The organism is Rheinheimera tilapiae (assembly GCF_042432165.1).
Classification (GTDB): domain Bacteria; phylum Pseudomonadota; class Gammaproteobacteria; order Enterobacterales; family Alteromonadaceae; genus Pararheinheimera; species Pararheinheimera tilapiae.
Genome location: NZ_JBHLXP010000011.1, coordinates 112,466 through 129,294 on the forward strand (window position 1 = coordinate 112,466; position 16,829 = coordinate 129,294).

At 52.2% G+C, this 16,829-nt stretch carries 18 protein-coding genes; 11 read left to right on the top strand and 7 right to left on the bottom strand.

All coding sequences use genetic code 11. From position 1 onward, the window contains the following. Nucleotides 1-33: 33 nt before the first annotated feature. From ACFFJP_RS20965 to ACFFJP_RS20980, 4 genes are all read left to right on the top strand, one after another. Nucleotides 34-486, top strand: coding sequence for a hypothetical protein (locus ACFFJP_RS20965; protein WP_377248975.1), 453 nt, complete (start codon nucleotides 34-36; stop codon nucleotides 484-486). Nucleotides 487-516: 30 nt separating this feature from the next. After that, nucleotides 517-717, top strand: coding sequence for a hypothetical protein (locus tag ACFFJP_RS20970; RefSeq protein WP_377248978.1), 201 nt, complete (start codon nucleotides 517-519; stop codon nucleotides 715-717). Nucleotides 718-875: 158 nt separating this feature from the next. Continuing rightward, nucleotides 876-1,298 carry a DUF3010 family protein gene (locus ACFFJP_RS20975; RefSeq protein ID WP_377248980.1) on the top strand — a complete coding sequence of 141 codons (423 nt, stop codon included), beginning with the start codon at nucleotides 876-878 and terminating at the stop codon, nucleotides 1,296-1,298. Nucleotides 1,299-1,399: 101 nt separating this feature from the next. After that, nucleotides 1,400-2,074, top strand: a complete 675-nt coding sequence (locus ACFFJP_RS20980) for a polysaccharide deacetylase family protein (RefSeq protein ID WP_377248983.1) — start codon at nucleotides 1,400-1,402, stop codon at nucleotides 2,072-2,074. A 15-nt stretch (nucleotides 2,075-2,089) separates the two neighbouring features. Here ACFFJP_RS20980 and ACFFJP_RS20985 read toward each other — a convergent pair whose 3' ends face one another. From ACFFJP_RS20985 to ACFFJP_RS20995, 3 genes are all read right to left on the bottom strand, one after another. Continuing rightward, entirely contained in the window at nucleotides 2,090-2,722 is a 633-nt protein-coding gene (locus ACFFJP_RS20985) for a flavin reductase family protein (RefSeq protein ID WP_377248986.1), read from the bottom strand. After that, entirely contained in the window at nucleotides 2,719-4,152 is a 1,434-nt protein-coding gene (locus ACFFJP_RS20990) for an alanine/glycine:cation symporter family protein (protein WP_377248990.1), read from the bottom strand. The genes ACFFJP_RS20985 and ACFFJP_RS20990 overlap by 4 nt, the downstream gene beginning before the upstream one ends. Before the next feature lie 130 nt (nucleotides 4,153-4,282). After that, complete coding sequence (locus ACFFJP_RS20995) at nucleotides 4,283-4,729, bottom strand: SRPBCC family protein (protein WP_377248993.1); 447 nt, start codon at nucleotides 4,727-4,729, stop codon at nucleotides 4,283-4,285. 214 nt (nucleotides 4,730-4,943) lie between these two features. Between ACFFJP_RS20995 and ACFFJP_RS21000 the strand changes: the two genes are divergently transcribed. After that, nucleotides 4,944-6,191 carry an alkaline phosphatase family protein gene (locus ACFFJP_RS21000; protein WP_377248996.1) on the top strand — a complete coding sequence of 416 codons (1,248 nt, stop codon included), beginning with the start codon at nucleotides 4,944-4,946 and terminating at the stop codon, nucleotides 6,189-6,191. 5 nt (nucleotides 6,192-6,196) lie between these two features. Here ACFFJP_RS21000 and gloA2 read toward each other — a convergent pair whose 3' ends face one another. Together gloA2 and ACFFJP_RS21010 are read right to left on the bottom strand one after the other, a co-directional pair. Beyond that, complete coding sequence (gene gloA2, locus ACFFJP_RS21005) at nucleotides 6,197-6,583, bottom strand: SMU1112c/YaeR family gloxylase I-like metalloprotein (protein ID WP_377248999.1); 387 nt, start codon at nucleotides 6,581-6,583, stop codon at nucleotides 6,197-6,199. 9 nt (nucleotides 6,584-6,592) lie between these two features. Then, a complete protein-coding gene (locus ACFFJP_RS21010) occupies nucleotides 6,593-7,780 on the bottom strand; it encodes a dipeptidase (RefSeq protein ID WP_377249002.1) in 1,188 nt (395 codons plus the stop codon). Between the two features lie 243 nt (nucleotides 7,781-8,023). On the opposite strand from ACFFJP_RS21010, the gene ACFFJP_RS21015 reads away from it, so the two are divergent. Beyond that, a complete protein-coding gene (locus ACFFJP_RS21015) occupies nucleotides 8,024-8,335 on the top strand; it encodes a hypothetical protein (protein ID WP_377249005.1) in 312 nt (103 codons plus the stop codon). 70 nt (nucleotides 8,336-8,405) lie between these two features. On the opposite strand, the gene ACFFJP_RS21020 is transcribed toward ACFFJP_RS21015, so the two are convergent. Next, complete coding sequence (locus ACFFJP_RS21020) at nucleotides 8,406-9,191, bottom strand: arylamine N-acetyltransferase family protein (protein ID WP_377249008.1); 786 nt, start codon at nucleotides 9,189-9,191, stop codon at nucleotides 8,406-8,408. Nucleotides 9,192-9,395: 204 nt separating this feature from the next. On the opposite strand from ACFFJP_RS21020, the gene ACFFJP_RS21025 reads away from it, so the two are divergent. The 4 genes from ACFFJP_RS21025 (at nucleotide 9,396) to ACFFJP_RS21040 (ending at nucleotide 12,527) form a co-directional block, all read left to right on the top strand. After that, nucleotides 9,396-9,713 carry a hypothetical protein gene (locus tag ACFFJP_RS21025; RefSeq protein ID WP_377249011.1) on the top strand — a complete coding sequence of 106 codons (318 nt, stop codon included), beginning with the start codon at nucleotides 9,396-9,398 and terminating at the stop codon, nucleotides 9,711-9,713. A 250-nt stretch (nucleotides 9,714-9,963) separates the two neighbouring features. Continuing rightward, the gene (gene mtnK / locus ACFFJP_RS21030) at nucleotides 9,964-11,166 is read left to right on the top strand and encodes an S-methyl-5-thioribose kinase (protein WP_377249014.1); all 1,203 of its coding nucleotides are present in this window, start codon (nucleotides 9,964-9,966) and stop codon (nucleotides 11,164-11,166) included. A 30-nt stretch (nucleotides 11,167-11,196) separates the two neighbouring features. Then, nucleotides 11,197-11,559, top strand: a complete 363-nt coding sequence (locus ACFFJP_RS21035; RefSeq protein WP_377249017.1) for a VOC family protein — start codon at nucleotides 11,197-11,199, stop codon at nucleotides 11,557-11,559. Next, on the top strand, nucleotides 11,544-12,527 hold the full coding sequence (locus tag ACFFJP_RS21040; RefSeq protein ID WP_377249020.1) for a sialidase family protein: 984 nt from the start codon (nucleotides 11,544-11,546) through the stop codon (nucleotides 12,525-12,527). The genes ACFFJP_RS21035 and ACFFJP_RS21040 overlap by 16 nt, the downstream gene beginning before the upstream one ends. A 20-nt stretch (nucleotides 12,528-12,547) precedes the next feature. Here ACFFJP_RS21040 and ACFFJP_RS21045 read toward each other — a convergent pair whose 3' ends face one another. Then, complete coding sequence (locus ACFFJP_RS21045) at nucleotides 12,548-13,327, bottom strand: GGDEF domain-containing protein (RefSeq protein ID WP_377249023.1); 780 nt, start codon at nucleotides 13,325-13,327, stop codon at nucleotides 12,548-12,550. 852 nt (nucleotides 13,328-14,179) lie between these two features. On the opposite strand from ACFFJP_RS21045, the gene ACFFJP_RS21050 reads away from it, so the two are divergent. Next, complete coding sequence (locus ACFFJP_RS21050; protein WP_377249026.1) at nucleotides 14,180-16,417, top strand: TonB-dependent receptor; 2,238 nt, start codon at nucleotides 14,180-14,182, stop codon at nucleotides 16,415-16,417. The last annotated feature ends 412 nt before the right edge of the window (nucleotides 16,418-16,829 follow it).

Below are 16,829 nucleotides of genomic sequence, written 5' to 3' on the forward strand. Positions count from 1 at the left end.
AGTATCCGCTGCTGTGTGATGGAGGAAAATCTGATGAATACCAAAACTGTAACTTTAATCCGCTCTGCTTTGATCCTTGGCTTATTGACCGCGGCGTTTGCTGGCCAGGCAAGCAGCTACAAAATGGTTCAGCTGAAGGACGACGCACAGCATCAGGCCGACCTTCCGACCGTGCAGGAAATGAAGTTTGATGAAGCGATGAACCGTTGTGTGCAGCTGACCACCACCGCCACTTTGCAGGCCCAGGCCGCCTGTCATCAGGCCGTCACGCACTCGCGATACGCTGCAGGCAATCACGGCAAAGCCAGCCGCACGCTGAAGTCTTACGCCTACAACAACCGCGGCGTACAGAAGCTGAAGCAACAGGACAAAGTTGGCGCTTTAGCTGACTTCCAGATGGCGGTAGAGCTGAATGCCGATGATATTACCCAGCACAATCTGTCGTTGCTGGTCAAACAGCTGAACAATGCCGGGACCGCAGACTAAGTCAACACGACCCGCACGGAGATGGAGGCCATGATGATGAAAGCCAACGATTCAATACTGCCAAGCCACACCAGTAACATGGCGATTGTGTTACGCCAACTGGGTCAGGAGTTGCTGAGCCTGTGGCAATTATGCCGGCATATCGCTGTCAGTCAGTGGGACCCGGAGCAGGAAAGACGCAAACTGGCCTTGCAGATGCGCAAGCGTTCGCACCGACAGCGTCAGCACTGAAATAATTGTGAGATAAACCATCTCTGTCTGTCCGGAGCAGTGTTGTGTAGCACGACCTGCTCCGTTTTTATATCCGCCGAAAGGCGGCGAAAAACTTGGGCCGTCTCAGCGCTCATGGCATAATGGCCGGCTATTGTGTTCAGACAGGCGGATTTACCATGCGGATTTGTGGCGTAGATATTACCGGCAACGATGCCATTTTATGTTTGATGGAATTTAAAGATGGCCTGATGTCGTTACCGGATTGCCGCACAGTGCGGGTACAACTGGTAAAAGATCAGGAGCTGGAAAATATGCGCAAGTTCCAGTTCGCCATGGCCAAGCTGGCTGAAGACTACAAAATCGAAAAATTCGTTATTCGCGAACGCGCACAAAAAGGCAAGTTTTCCGGTTCTGCCGTTGGTTTTAAAATCGAAGCGGCACTGCAACTGATTCCAACCGTGGATACCGTAATTGCCACCAATGCTGCGATGAAACTGAAACTGGCAGCGAATCCAATCCCGATTGATTTTAAAGAAACTGGCTTAAAAGGTTTTCAGGAAGTGGCTTTTACTACAGCCTATGCCTACCTGATCAACTAGGTCAGGTTACACAACACAGCTGCAGGCTGCACATAGCCTGCAGCGCGGAGGTCCACATGTGGCTGCGGAGGATTTTAATTCATCCCGGCTTTTTGATTCTAATGTTATTGAGCGGCCTGCTGAGCAGCAGTGGCTACTGGCTGCATCAGCGCTCCGGAACCAATTCCTTTCAGTGGATTGGTGAATCAGTGGACCGGGTGTCCACGCAAAAACCGATGGTCGCGCTGACCTTTGATGACGGACCGCGCGGGCCAGTGTCCCGTCGGCTTATGTTGGAGCTGAACCGGCTGAATACCAAAGCGACTTTTTTTCTGGTCGGCCGCCAAATCAAACAATTCCCGCACCTCACCACCGAACTGTGGCGCAGCGGCCATCAGCTGGCCAACCACAGCTTTGCTCATAAAGCGATGGATAGCGGCAATCTATGGCGTTTTTGGCAGGAAGTTCGCGACACGGACTCACTGATCCGTCAAAGTGGCTACACCGGTCCTATTCATTTTCGCGCCCCAATGGGCAAAAAGCGGCTGGCGCTACCTTTAGTGCTGGCGCTGGCGCAAAAGAAACACATTCTGTGGGACGTGAACCCACACGATTACAAAAACACCGCGCCGGAGCTGATGGTCCAAACCGTATTACAAAAAGTGCGGCCCGGCTCTATCGTGTTGCTGCATGACAGGCCCAATACAGTCGCAGCATTGGCCGGTATGGTCGAAGGACTACGCGCCAAAGGCTATCAACTGGTCACCGTCGACCAGCTGCTGGCGCAGCAGCGCTGATCGGCAGACGCAGGTTTAACGTCGCGGCGTGGCCTGATTGGGCCGCGCCAACGTCAGATTATCTTCGTGCTGAGTATGGCAATACCACTGCCCGCCTAACCGCGCCAGCCAGTCAATCTGATCATGTCGTATGCGGCCTTCAGCATTGAGCAAACTATCGTCGATATGCAAACACAGTACTTTGGCCAGGATCAGGTCACAGGCCGGCGCCTCAGCCGGATAAGCGCTTAAGCTGACACATTCACATTCAAAACTGACCAGACTGTGCGCGAGACGTGGCGGTTTCACCATTTGCGCCGGCACAGTGGCTATTTGCAGCGCGTCAATTTCACTGACATCCGGCGCATAATCTCCGGCCGTGGCGTTCATCAGCGCTAAATCGGCGGGGCTGACCAAATGCACGACCAACTGCCCGGTCGCGGCAATATTACGCGCCGTATCTTTCTGCGCACCACCGGCTTTGCGATTGACCGACAACATCAACGTCGGCGGCGCATCACAGACCAACTGAAAAAAGCTAAATGGCGCCAAATTGCTTCGGCCATACTCGTCGACAGTACTAACCCAGGCGATAGGCCTTGGCACAATGGTGCCGGCGAGCAGCGGATACAGCTCGGCGGCGGTTAAGGTGTTGCAATCGAAGATCATGCTGCCTGCGCCTCTGTCTTCACTGCCGCTGTTTTATTGGCCGCGATTTTGCGTAAATACACCTGCAAATCCTGCCGTACTTCCGGCAACAATAAATACAGCGCCAGAATATTCGGCACCGCCATCAGGAAAATCATCGAGTCGATAAAATCGAACACCGCCAGCACGTTCGGCACAGCGCCAATCGCCACCACCGAACAAATCAGCACTTTATAAAGCCGGATACTGTGTTTGGTTTCACCAAATAAAAAGCCCCAGCCTTTTTGACCGTAATAAGCCCAGCTGACCACTGTGGAATAGCCGAACAACAGCAGCGCGACCATCAACACCATTGGGAACCAGTCAAAGGCCGTAGCAAAGGCATAAGAAGAGATCTGTACACCATCCAGACCCGTTTGCAGATAAGCGCCGGTGATGACGATGAGCACAGCAGAAATGGTACAAATCACCACAGTATCGATAAAAGGCTCGAGTAAACCGACAAAACCTTCCGACACCGGGTCATTGGTGCGCGCGGCGGCGTGAGCTATCGGCGAGGAACCGATACCGGCTTCATTGGAATAAGCAGCACGACGGAAACCCTGAATAATCACACCAATCATACCGCCATAAGCGGCTTCCGGGGCAAAAGCGCCTTTGAGGATAGTCCAGAGCGCGGCCGGAATTTCAGTGTAATTAAGGCCAATCACCGTCAGCGCGCCGACCAGATAAATCGCGCACATTGCCGGTACCAGTTTTTCAGTGACACGGGCAATGCCTTTGATGCCGCCGATGATGACAAGGCCCACCAGCAGCGCATAGATAAAACCAAACAACCATGCATTATCAAAGCCGGTGACGGTTTTGACCTGGGAAAAGCCCTGATTCACATGGACAAAACCGGCTGAGCCAAACACACAGGCCAAGGCAAAAAAGCCGGCCAGCACTTTACCTAAACGTGGCAAACCATACTTTTCCAGCGCCGCTTTGATGTAATACATCGGGCCACCAGCGACAGTGCCATCCGGCAAAATCTGCCGGTATTTCACCGCCAGCGTACATTCGACAAATTTGGTGGTCATACCCAAAAAGCCGGCCACTATCATCCAGAAAGTCGCACCGGGCCCGCCTAAGGTAATAGCCACCGCCACCCCGGCGATATTGCCGGTTCCAACAGTGCCGCTTAAGGCCGCTGACAACGCCTGAAACTGCGTGATTTCGCCTTTCGCCGCAGGATCGGCATATTTACCGCGCACCACGCGGATGGCATGGGTAAACCCACGGATATTGATAAAACGCAGATAAAAAGTGAAGACGATCGCGCCGGTGATCAGCCACAACACAGTGACCGGGATCGCCACTCCATCGACGTTAAACGAATAAAATACCACGCTCGCCAAAGCGCTGCTGAAAGCCTCAAAGGCCTGCTGGAAGCTAAAGTCGCTGGACATCTGGAAATCTCTGGACGCAAAAACCAGCAGCGTAACATAAAGCGCTTACAGGCGTGATGCCCAAAGCGCATGAGTTATATCTAAAATACGCCGGATAACCAGTAGGTTGCGACAGCTCCGAAGAAGGCACTTACTCCGCCGGCACTTCTGCTTCCACCAACAGCGCCAGCAGTTGCAATGACTCCTGCCAGCCGAAGTAACACATTTCAGCGGGGATCTCTGCCGGAATGCCTTCTTGCACTACTTTGAGCTCAGTGCCGCAGAGCACTGGCGTCAGGGTGACGCTGGTGACCATCTGGCCGGGCAGGTTTGGGTCGTCAAACACATCGGTATAGCGGATTTGCGCATTGGGCGTCAGCTCAAGATATTCACCGCCAAAGCTGTGGCTCTGGCCATTGCTGAAGTTGGTGAAGCTCGTCTGAAAACGACCGCCTTCCCGCGCATCCAGCGCATGTACCGAGCAGGTGAAACCATGCGGTGGTAACCATTTCGCCAAGGCGTCAGCAGTTAAAAAAGCCCGGTACAGTCGTTCGGCCGGGGCGCGAAACACACGATGTAAAGTTACGGTATGGCTCATCACAAGTATCCTTTGCGCCAGATTGAGTACGGGAAACCGCAGAAAAACCAGCTTAGCGCCATCAGGCTGCAGATACCAGCACGCCCGGTGCTGTTAGTCGCTGTCATCGTTTTGTGACCAAAGATTCACCACGTTGCCATCTGCACGGCGCGGCGCTGTCATAAAAGCGCTGTAGTCTGCAGTTCCGGAAAGCCCACACTTACCGGAGTCTGTGATGTTGCTGAAGCTGTCTGCCCGTTACTTATGCCTGTCCATGCTGGCCTCAACTTGCTGGCTGCCGGCACAAGCTGCGCCTGCTCCAACTGTGAAAAGCCCCAAAGTGGTGTTGGTCAGTATTGATGGCCTGCGCTGGCAAGAAGTATTTCACGGCGCGGACCCCGAAATCTTGCGCAACAGTCATTTTATCCGCCATGCCGACCAGCTGGCCGAATTACCCACCAAACCGCAGCAACTGATGCCTTTTGTCCATCAGACCATTGCCTCGCAGGGCATGCTGGTCGGCGACCGCCGCCGCGGCTCAGCGATGCAGGTCAGTAATCCGTGGCATTTTTCATATCCGGGTTATAACGAGCTGTTAAGCGGCTTTCCGGACCCTGCTATCAACAGCAATGGCAAAATCGCCAATCCGAATGTCACAGTGCTGGAATGGCTGAATCAGCAACCGGGCATGGCGCAGCAAGTCGCGGCTTTTGGCTCCTGGGACGTGCTGCCTTTTATCCTGAATACCGAACGCAGTAAATTACCGGTCAACGCTGGTTTTGCGCCAATGAATGAACAAATGGCGGGTCCACTGACGCCGCAGCTGAAGCTGCTGAATCAGCTGCAACGCCAGACCCCAAGCCCCTGGGCTGCGGTGCGGCTCGATGTTTTCACCCAGCAATTTGCACTGGAATATCTGACGCAGAAAAAACCGCGTTTGCTGTACATCGCTTATGGCGAAACCGATGACTTTGCCCACGACGGTCAATATGACCAGTATTTAAAAGCCATTCGCCGCACCGACGGTTTTATTAAAGAGTTATGGCAACAGCTGCAGAGTGACCCGTTTTACGCCGGCCAGACCACGCTACTAATCAGTACGGACCACGGTCGCGGCGACAACGCCAGCAGCTGGCAACATCATGCCAGCGGCCGGGCTATCGCTGGGTATATGAAAAAACTGAAGAATTTCGTCAATGGTGTCAGTGGCTCTGACCAAATCTGGTTGGCCGCATTAGGCCCACAAATTCCGGCGCGCGGTCTGGTGCAAACGCAACAGCCTTGGAGCCAGAGTCAGGTCGCCAGCACTGTGGCGGAACTCTTAGGGTATGACTATCAGGCTTATCAATACAAAGCAGCTGCGGCTATTCCGCTGGGTACTGCCGATGAAGCGACGGTTCAGCTGGCTGACCGGCGCATCGTTAACCCAGCAGATGGTACAGGCAGTGCCCCTCAGCAGAGCACAGCGCTGACACCGCAGTAAGCGGGCTACAGCCGCTGGTAAATCTCCAGCGGTAAGCCGTCCGGGTCCTGAAAAAAGGTAAAGGCAGCGCCGGTATAAGGGTCAATCCGCACCGGCTCTGTTGCCACTCCCCGGCCATTGAGCCAGACCACTGTCGCCGCCACATCGTCGACAACAAAACTTAAGTGCCTTAAGCCCTGCGCCTCAGGCCGGCTGGGCCGCTCCGGCGCACCGGGAAAGCTGAACAGTTCGAGCTGCGTACCGTCTGGCAGCTGCAAATCCAGCTTCCAGCTATCGCGGGCTTCACGATAATGTTCCGCCAAAATATGCAGCCCCAGCGTTTCGCTGTAGAAGGCTTTTGAGCGCGCATAATCACTGCAAATCAGCGCCACATGGTGCATGCCGCTTAGCATTAGAACTCCTTAAGCCTGACTGGCTGCCGCCACAGCTTCGACCTGCCGCCAGACTCGCAGCAGATTCCCAGACATGATTTTGACAATATCCGCTTCGCTGTAGCCGCGCTTTAACAAGCCTTCGATCAGATTCGGATACATCGACACATCTTTTAAGCCATCCGGTAAAGAGTCACCGACGCCATCAAAATCGGAGCCAATACCGACATGCTCAATACCGACCAGTTTCACCACATGGTCGATGTGTTTGATCACCGTATCCACGTTGGCAAAAGGATACGGATGCTTTTGCAGATATTCAGCCCGATATGCCTCGTCGTCCTGCGATTTACCAGCAGCTTTGGCAGCAGCTTTAAACTGCAGGCCCCACTGATTGGCCTGACTGATGACAAAAGACGAGCCGAAGTTAATCTGAATGACACCACCATTTTTCGCCAGCGCCTGAATCATTTTATCGTCCATATTGCGTTCAAAGCCCGGCACAAAAGCCCGCAGCGACGAATGTGACGCAATCACCGGCGCTTTGGTCAAGCTCAGCACTTTGTAAAATGCCGCATCTGAAACATGCGAAATATCGATCATCATGCCGAGTTTATTCATCTCGGCCACCACTTGCTCGCCAAAAGGGCTTAAACCTTTGTGCGGTCGGCGCAGGTCATAACTGGAGTCCGCGATATGGTTGGATTCGGAATGCGCCAGCGTAATGTAACGAATGCCACGCTGATAAAAATGCCGTAAGTTTTCTATTTTGCCATTGATTGGCGTGCCGTTTTCCATGCCCAGTGCCAACGAGATTTTGCCTTGTTTAAACTGCACAGCTAAATCGTCGCTGCGATACGCCATGGCAAATTTATCCGGCGCCCGGCCAACTAAGGCTTCCATCGAATCGATCAGCTGGTTCGCCAGTAACGCGCCACCACCGGTTTTTTCATAAGATGCCGGGATATACACCGACATAAAAGGCGCATTCAGGCCGCCTTTTTTCGCCCGCGGATAATCAAACTCGCCTTTGGCAGTCGCCTGCGTGACGTCTTCCCAATGCTCTTGTAAACGGTACGGGACATCAATATGGGTGTCGATCAGCAGATACTGCTGGGCGATGCGTTGTGCTTCTACGGCCAGATCGGCGGCTTGTGCGGTATGAGCCTGCAGCGCGAACAAGCTGCAGAGCATGGCTATTTTGCTGAATTTCATCATGTTCCTGCTGTATTTGGAGTTATGTTCCGTGTTTGAACCCAGCATAAAGCAATTGCTATGACCGCGGCAGCAACTTTGTCGCGTTGCAACATCAACCAATCGCGCCGATGAACCCGACATGTTAAAAATTGTAACTAACACATCAAGGATTGATTGCAGTTTAACCAGCTGATAAGGTGGGGGACACACAAGTTCGCGTCATTCAGTGCCACTGATTTCAGCGCAAATAACGGAGAAAGACCCATGTATAAAGTGATTATTGCGCTAAGCCTAGGCGTACTGCTGGCCGGTTGTGGCAGCACCAACAATGCAACTTCGGCGAACGTCAGCAAAACCAATATCGTCAAAGCCAACGATATTGAGAAAAAACAAGGCGCAGCGCCGGACGGTACGGCAGAAAAAGCCGGTTTTATCTGCAAAACTGAACGTCCACTCGGAACTCGGTTTGGCAAAAAATCCTGCCGTACTCCACAACAAATTGAAGCTGATCGGCAAGCGGCCAAAGAAGCGTTACCACGCCACCGTGAATGCGGTGCCGGTTCGATTTGTAACTAAACAGTCCACGCTTAAAATACAAAAACCGCAGTTTTCGCTGCGGTTTTTTGTTGCGATGAGACCCACAGTTTTAGCGTTGCAAACCAAATTCCTGCAACAACACTGCATCCAGCTCGTCTTCTGCCACTGCCCTGCTTTGCGTGATCCCCGCCTGACTGTGTTTCAGTTCCCGCCCGACCAGCATGGTTCGGCCTTGGGCATGTTGGCGGATCAACAACAGTTTTTGCACAAAGACCGTATCCGGATGCGTCGAATTCAGATAATTGGCCGGCATAAAATCAATCCACTCGGCCGGATGTAAATCAAAACCAAACTGGCTGACCCAATTGCCGTCGATCTGCGCCTGCATCACATAGTCGCCTGGTGTCGGCGTTAGCAGACGGAACTGGTCAAAATCCTGCTGCTGCGGCAGATTGACCTGCGACAACGCCAGTGGCGCGCGCATGCCATAACTGCCAAAACCTAAATCACACAGATAACGATCATCACCCAGTGTCACCACCAGCGCCATATGGGTTTTCGGCCGGCGCATCGGATAAAACATCGGCCGGCAGGCGACAAAAAAATACGGAATTTGCAGCGCTGTCAGCGCCATCGCAAATAAACCATTCAGCTCGTAACAATATCCACCGCGTTTTGCATCGCCAGCGGCGCCAACGATTTTGCTGACGATGGCTTCCGGCTCCAACGAAACAATTTTACCGGCCTGCACATCCAGATTTTCAAAGGTGATACTGCGCAACTGTGCCTGCATCATGCGCTGTAGTGCCGCAGCATCAAAGTCAGTGGCGGTTGGTATGCGGTCAAGGCCAATGCGGCGGGCATATAAATCGAGGTTAAAATTAGCGGCGTACATCACAATCTCCCATGCCGGCGGCAAAGCGCCGATTGTCGCTGATTTCGCAGCTGCCTGCCAAGTTGGTGTTACTCCATGCAGTCACACGACAAACGGCATTGCATACCTGGTAGGAAATCATTTACTTAAGCGGTGAATATTTGTACAAAAAGAAACTTAATGCTAACGTCAAACGGCAATCTACTCAGAATAAGGACGATTCAGATGTATAAAGTGATCAGCGTTGCCCTCTGTACTTTGATGTTAACCGCTTGCAGCAGTACCCCGCCGGACAGTTTTTCCCGCATCGCCAAAACCAATGTGGTAAAAGCCAACGAGATTGAAAAGAAAAAAGCCACCCCACCAGATGGCACTTTGGAAAAACAAGGCTATATCTGCCGCACCGAACGCCGGATGAATTCGCGTTTTGGTAATACCGTGTGCCGCAGCCCAGCACAAATTGCTGAAGAAAAAGCCATGGCGCGTGAATCGGTGCCACGCCATCGCGACTGTCTGGCCCCTTCATATATGTGTAACGGCTAATAGCGCGCAGGGTTAGGAATATGGATACGCCCGGTCAAAATGACCGGGCGTTTTTTGTCGATAAGCAGAAATTACCGCCCGTCAATCAAGTGGGTATGCCCAACCTCATCTGATATCAACGCATGGACGTTTACCCACAACATGCCCAGCTGCGGCCGCGCTAGAACAGTGATGGCTCCCGCACACGCCGCAACCCGTGCTAAAGTCTGCGCCAGACAGCGATAAGCTCAGTATTTATCAAGGAGCCCCTATGCCGGCTTTTAGCCCTTTTACCCCTGAACAGGCCGCTATTTTTGCCAATGATCACAGTGAGTTATTTGGCGAGCACAGCCAGCTGCAAAGTGTCGCTGTTGGCGTGAACACGCAAAACCGGGTGTTTCGGGTGAAAAATCAGTACGGCACCAGTCTGATTGTGAAACAAGTGCTGCCTTATGTCGGTGGTGCCGGTGAAAGCTGGGTTCCAACGCAGGACCGGGCACGGATTGAAGCGGAATTGCTGAAAATTCATGGCGCTTTGGTGCCTGAACATGTTGTCGAAGTGCTGCATTATGATGCCAGTTATTCCGCATTGTTACTGGAAGACCTGAGCCAACTGCAGCTGCTGCGCACCGGGCTGATTGGCGCCAAGCAATATCCGCTGCTGGCAGACCATATCAGTACTTATCTGGCACGTTGCAGTTTTTACACTTCGGATTTTGCAATGGACGGCCCGTTTAAAAAAGCCCGGACCACGCAGTTTATGAATCCGCAGTTGTGTCTGATGAGCGAAGAGCTATTTTTTACCGATCCTTACTGCAATCACGACCGCAACCAATTCGACATGGCGTTGCGCCCGCTGGTGCAACAACTGTGGTTTGATGAAGCACTAAAAGCAGAAGTGGCTGAGTTGAAAGCTAAATTTGAGTCTTCCACACAAGCCCTGCTACACGGTGACCTGCAAATCGGTAGTATTTTTGTCGATACTGAACAGACCAAAGTGATTGATGGCGAATACGCCTTTTACGGCCCGATTGGCTTTGATCTGGGCAATTTTCTCGGTAGTTTGCTGCTGCACTTTACCGCGCTGCCTGGCCTGATTGCCGATCCTCTGAACCGCCAGCAACAAGCTGAGTATTTACGGCAGCAGATTGAACAAACCGAAAGCCTGTTTTGCCAGAAATTCCTTGCGCTAGCAGCACGCGAAACCAAAGATCTTGCGCTGCAAAGTGAGTTATACCAACAGCGTTTTGTCGCTCAGGTGATTAAAGACGCGCTGGGTTATGCCGGTACTGAAATTCTGCGCCGCGTGATCGGTCAGCAAAAAGTGGCAGACTTCAGCAAAATCAGTGATAAACGGCTGAAGCTGCAATGTGAAACTGCGGCCTTACACCTGGGGCGTAAGCTGATCCTGCAGCACGCTGAGCTTAGCAGTGTCAGCACTGTGCTAGGCTGGTTACAGCAACAACAAAGCTAGTCCTCCACAGAGCAAATCAGGGAGCACATCATGGAAAAAATCACCGGCATTGGCGGCATCTTTTTACGCGCCCGCGACCCCAAAGCGCTGGCCGCTTGGTATCAGCAATATCTTGGCGTCACCATCGACGCTGGCCAGACCTATGGCTGTCTGATAGCTAAGGCGGAAGATATGACGGTTTGGTCGACGTTTTCTCATGACACCGACTACTTCGGCAGTCGCCAGCAACAATGCATGGTGAACTACCGAGTCTCGGATCTCGATGCGATGCTGGCGCAATTGCGTGCCGGCGGCGCTGTGGTGGACGACAAGGTGCAGGACGAAGACTACGGCCGCTTTGGCTGGGCGAGTGATCCGGAAGGAAACAGATTCGAATTATGGCAACCAAAATAATCCAGCGCGGCAAACAGCGTTTTTATCCGAAGCAACCAGCATTTTTACAGCTTCGCACAGCCAAAGCACGCTGCATCTGGCGTCGCGGCGACCACAATGCTTTTACCGATTTAGTCTTATTTCGTGGCGCGTTATTTTGTGTATTTCGCGAAGCCTATGCCCATGTATCACCGGATGGTGCGCTAAGGATCCTGAAAAGTAGCAATGGCGGCAAAGACTGGCATTCAGTCGCCTGTATCCGCAGCGACTCCGCTGACCTGCGTGACGGGAAGTTAATCCAGATGCCGGACGGCAGGCTGCAGTTACTCGGCGCCGGCGCGTTACACGACCGCACTCACGGCTCGCATCAGTCATTTATCTGGTTATCCGACGATGGCGAGCACTGGAGCGACGCCATCCCATGCGGTGAAATCAACATCTGGCTGTGGCGGCTCACCTGGCAGCAGGATACTGCCTGGGCTGTGGGCTACAGCTGTTTTGCTGATCGTTATGTGCGGCTGTATAAAAGTGACGATGGCGTCAATTTTGCGCCCTGGGTCAGCACGCTGAATAATGCCGGTTATGTTAATGAATCCGGCCTGCTGTTTTTGCCGGACGGTCGCGCCATATGCCTGCTGCGGCGCGACCCGCACGTCGGTTTACTCGGCATCGCCAGCCCGCCCTATTTTGACTGGCAATGGCGCGAATTGAACAAGCGCATCGGCGGACCTGCCTGTATCCAATTACCCGATGGCCGCATTCTGGCCGCTGTGCGACTCTACGACTATAAAGTCCGCACAAGCCTGTGCTGGCTGGATCTCAACAACGCTACATTGCGCGAATGCCTGGTACTACCCTCCGGCGGCGACACCAGTTACCCGGGTTTAGTACTGGATCAGGGCCTGCTGCATATCAGCTATTACTCGTCGCATCAGGGTAAAACCGCGGTGTATTACAGTCAGGTGAGATTAGATGCGCTGAAAGATTGAAGGACTCGAAGTAGCAGGCGCTAGACGTCGCTGTGAGTTCTGATCCGATCGAGACTCTTATCCGCTGAGGCAATACTGTCGGCAATATAGCCTTTGTTGGCAAAAACGATTTGATTGCGTCCTGCAATTTTCGCCTGATACAAGGCTTTGTCGACTTCCTGATATAAAGCATCTCCATCAAGCTGCCGATTCGCGACCAGCGACAGCAGCCCAATACTTACAGTCACCACTTGCGTCTGCGCGTAATTCATCTGCAGATTTCTGACGTCCTGAAGGATTGATTGGCCAATCACCAATAGATTTGCCGGGTCGCTGATCCGCAGCAGGAGAGCAAACTCATCGCCACCAATCCGCATCGCGAGGTCACCCGGCCTGCGAGCATGCGCCTGCAGTACCTCACCGACCCTGCACAAGCAGTGATCGCCGGCAGCGTGACCAAATTCATCATTAAAACTCTTAAAATGGTCCACATCGATCAGTGCCAGACCGATCAGAGTCTGGTCACGCAAACTGCTGCGGATTTCTTGTTGCAGCGACAAATCGAACTGTCGGCGGTTGCCAAGTCCGGTGACAGGGTCTTGTAAAGCCAATGCCTCAGCGCGCTCTTCGGCCAGTTTTCTCTGAGTGACGTCATGATGGGAGATGACAAAATAATCAGACACCGCCCTGTCACCAAGCTTGCATACCCGCATGGTAAACCAGCGTTGTTTCGTTGGGCTATGGCATGGATATTCATAATAAAAAGATGCGGCTTCTGCATCAACGACAGTCATCAAGCCGCTGAGTATTTCAGACGCCATGCTATCGCCAGTCACGCAGGAACGCCTCAGCACCTCAAGATAATTTTGTCCAATCCACGAACAGCAAGCTGACACGCCGTTGTCGATACCAAATTTCTGCCATGCTCTGTTACACGTCACGATCTGGCCCGATCGATTGATCACCGCTATATGCTCTTCCACCGAATGGAATATGGATTCAAATAATTCAGGAGCTATTGACGTATTTTCCATCTAAATGAATCTTGCTCATGTCCTTATGCACTAAGTTCTGAGACTAGCCACAGATGTCTGGTTGTCAAATAGCAACACCTCCCCGTCCGCTCTATATGACCCATTTTTGCCGATACACCCATTTACCTTGCTGCCACACAAATCAAACCAATTCGCAGCGAATATCAGCTAATTTCGGGAATTACAGCGATATCAAGCAGATGCTGATATACTTGTGCTCTTTCCACTCAATATGCCGAGTTCAGCGAGCCTCAGGGCTTTCAAGACAAGGCGGCTCGTTGAAGGCATAGTGGCGCTCTGTCGAAACGAGGCAACGAAGTTCTGAAAGCCCTGAAGCTCGCCCGAAGGGTCGGTTTAAAATGCCTTCAGACGTCGTTCCTTGCTTTTGATTTAGTACCACTAAACCTGCAAGCAAGCGCCTCGCCTGAAGGCATTTTAACTCCGACTGAATCGGTCATCATTGAATGGAAAGAGCACAAAGCCGCCGTTTATTCAGGTGCGTGGTCACTCCAAGCCTGAACTCAGCTGACAGATGTGGTTCGACCTGCTACACCTTAGCAGGCAGCAATATCTGCTCCGGCGGCATAAGCGCAAAGACGCTTTCTCTATAACAGATAAACACCTAAGGGTAATCCATTGATGAAAAGCAAACATTCTGTGTTAGCCATGCAGATCCATGCTGCATTATTTGCAGCTGCTGTTGGTCTTTCTCCTGTTGCGATGGCGCAGGAAAGTGACAAAGCCAAACAGGACGATCAGCAACTTGAGCGTATTACAGTCACAGCGCAAAAACGCGTCCAGAGCACGCAGGAAGTGCCTATCTCTGTTGCCACTTTAGGCGGCGAGAAATTCGATGCGATTTTTGCAGGCGGTGATGACATTCAGGCGTTAGCGGTCAAAGTACCAGGCTTGTATGCAGAATCATCTAACGGTCGTGCTGCACCACGTTTTTATATCCGTGGTCTGGGTAACACCGACTTCGATCTGGCCGCGTCTCAGCCAGTTTCCATCATCATGGACGATGTGGTGATGGAAAACGTGATCCTCAAAAGCTTCCCGTTATTTGATATGGAAGCGGTAGAAGTGATCCGCGGGCCACAAGGCACATTATTCGGCCGTAACACCACGGCAGGTATCATCAAATTCAACACAGCCAAGCCACGGCAGGATTTTGATGCATATACCAAATTGTCCGTCGGCAACCTCGGCACGATGAATTTCGAAGGTGCTGCCGGTGGTGGCCTGAGCGATACGCTGTCAGCCCGGGTATCTGTGCTGTCACAAAATCGCGATGACTACATCGATAACAGCTTCAAAAAAGAGAAAGACGTGATGGGCGGCTTCGATGAGAAAGCCGGTCGCGTGCAGTTCCTGTACGAAAGTGGCGATATTGAAGCGCTGTTAAACGTGCATGGCCGCAAACTGGACGGTACTTCGTCAGTGTTCCGCGCCAACGTGTTTGATAAAGGCAGCAGCGGTCTGAACGGGAATTACGACCGTGATACCGTGTCTTACAACGATGGCGGCAACAACTTCCAGAAATATGACAACTTCGGTGCGTCGTTAAAGCTTGATATTGATTTATCTGGCGGCATGACGTTTACCTCTATTACCGCGCAGGAAAATGCCGACGGTAAAGGTAAAGGCGATATCGACGGTGGTACTGAAGCAGGCCCGGGTTTTATCCCATTTCAGGCCGTGACTGAAGATCAGTTAAAAGATTTAGAACAGTTCACTCAGGAATTCCGTCTGGCAAGCGACACGGCAAGCGACGTGGACTGGCAGGTTGGTGCTTATTACTTTGATTCGTCTTTTGGCGTGACCAGCGTCGACGGTTTCTTTGGTGCCACCACTGTCTATCATGAAAACACCAGCTGGGCGCTGTTTGGTCAAAGCACTTACAACCTGACTGACCGTTGGGATGTCACCGCGGGCGTGCGTTACACCTACGATGAAAAAGGCTTCACTGTTGGCGATCAAAACGTCGACGGCTTCGCTTTAGTGATTGGCGCTGCGCAAATCCAAAAGTATGCACCGGTTGACGTTGATGACGATGAAATCAGCTGGGAACTGGCAACCAACTATCGCGTGACCGACAACTATTCAGTGTTCGGTCGTCTGGCGCACGGTTTCCGCGCCCAGTCGATTCAGGGCCGTGATCTGGCATTTGAAGGCAATCCTTCAGTAGCAGATTCAGAAACTATTGATTCGGTTGAGTTTGGTGCCAAAGCAGACCTGCTGGGTAACACCCTGCGCTTAAACGGTGCTGTGTTCTACTACAACATCAACGACATTCAACTGTCTGCTATCGGTGGTGCCTCACAAGGCAACGCGCTGCTCAATGCAGACAAAGGCACTGGCTATGGCTTTGAAGTGGATGCCGACTGGCGTGTAACCTCTAACCTCACCTTAGGTGGTGGTTTCAGCTATAACGACACTGAACTGAAAGATGCCAACCTGCTGGTGGCGACTTGTGGTTCAGGCGCCTGTACGCCGACTGACAAACTGAATGCGCAGGGCCGTGCTTTTGTTGACGGTAACCCGTTCCCGCAAGCTCCAAAAACTATTCTGACCTTTAATGGCCGGTATGACTTCCCGGTGCCAACCGGTGAGATCTACATCTATGGTGACGTGGCGTTCCAGGGTGAAACTAACCTGTTCCTGTACGAAGCCAAAGAATTTGCCGTCGACGACAATCAGGAAGCCGGTCTGCGCATCGGTTACATGAACTACGATGGTAACTATGAAGTGGCGTTGTTTGGCCGCAATATCACCGATGAAGACAACGTCAAAGGTGCGATTGATTTCAACAACAACACTGGTTTTGTCAACGAACCACGGATCATCGGCGTCGAATTTAAGAAGAATTTCTTCTAAATCCTTCCCGTGTAACGTGTTTATCTGAAAAAAGGAGCTGATTTCAGCTCCTTTTTTTGTCATTAATTCAGTTGGATACTGTTTTTGTCGCGACTGATATCGACAGTAAAATGCCATTTTCACTCTGCGTAGCAAACTGATAGGCATGCTCGATAAAGCCCGACGCCTGTCATTGCACCCGCGAAGTCGCCCCTGACATCAGCACGAACCGCCTGCCACAAAGTCGAATGCAGGGAAAAGCCCAAAGGACGACGACACTACCACAGTCACCCCAAACTATACCCGCTGGTCACGCTCTGCACCACAGTACTACGCCGGTCCTTTAACCTTAACCTCCAACCTCATTGATTAGGGCAATATGATGGGCCTACACAAGTGGCGATTTATCTGGCTGCTCTTGATTGTGATAGCA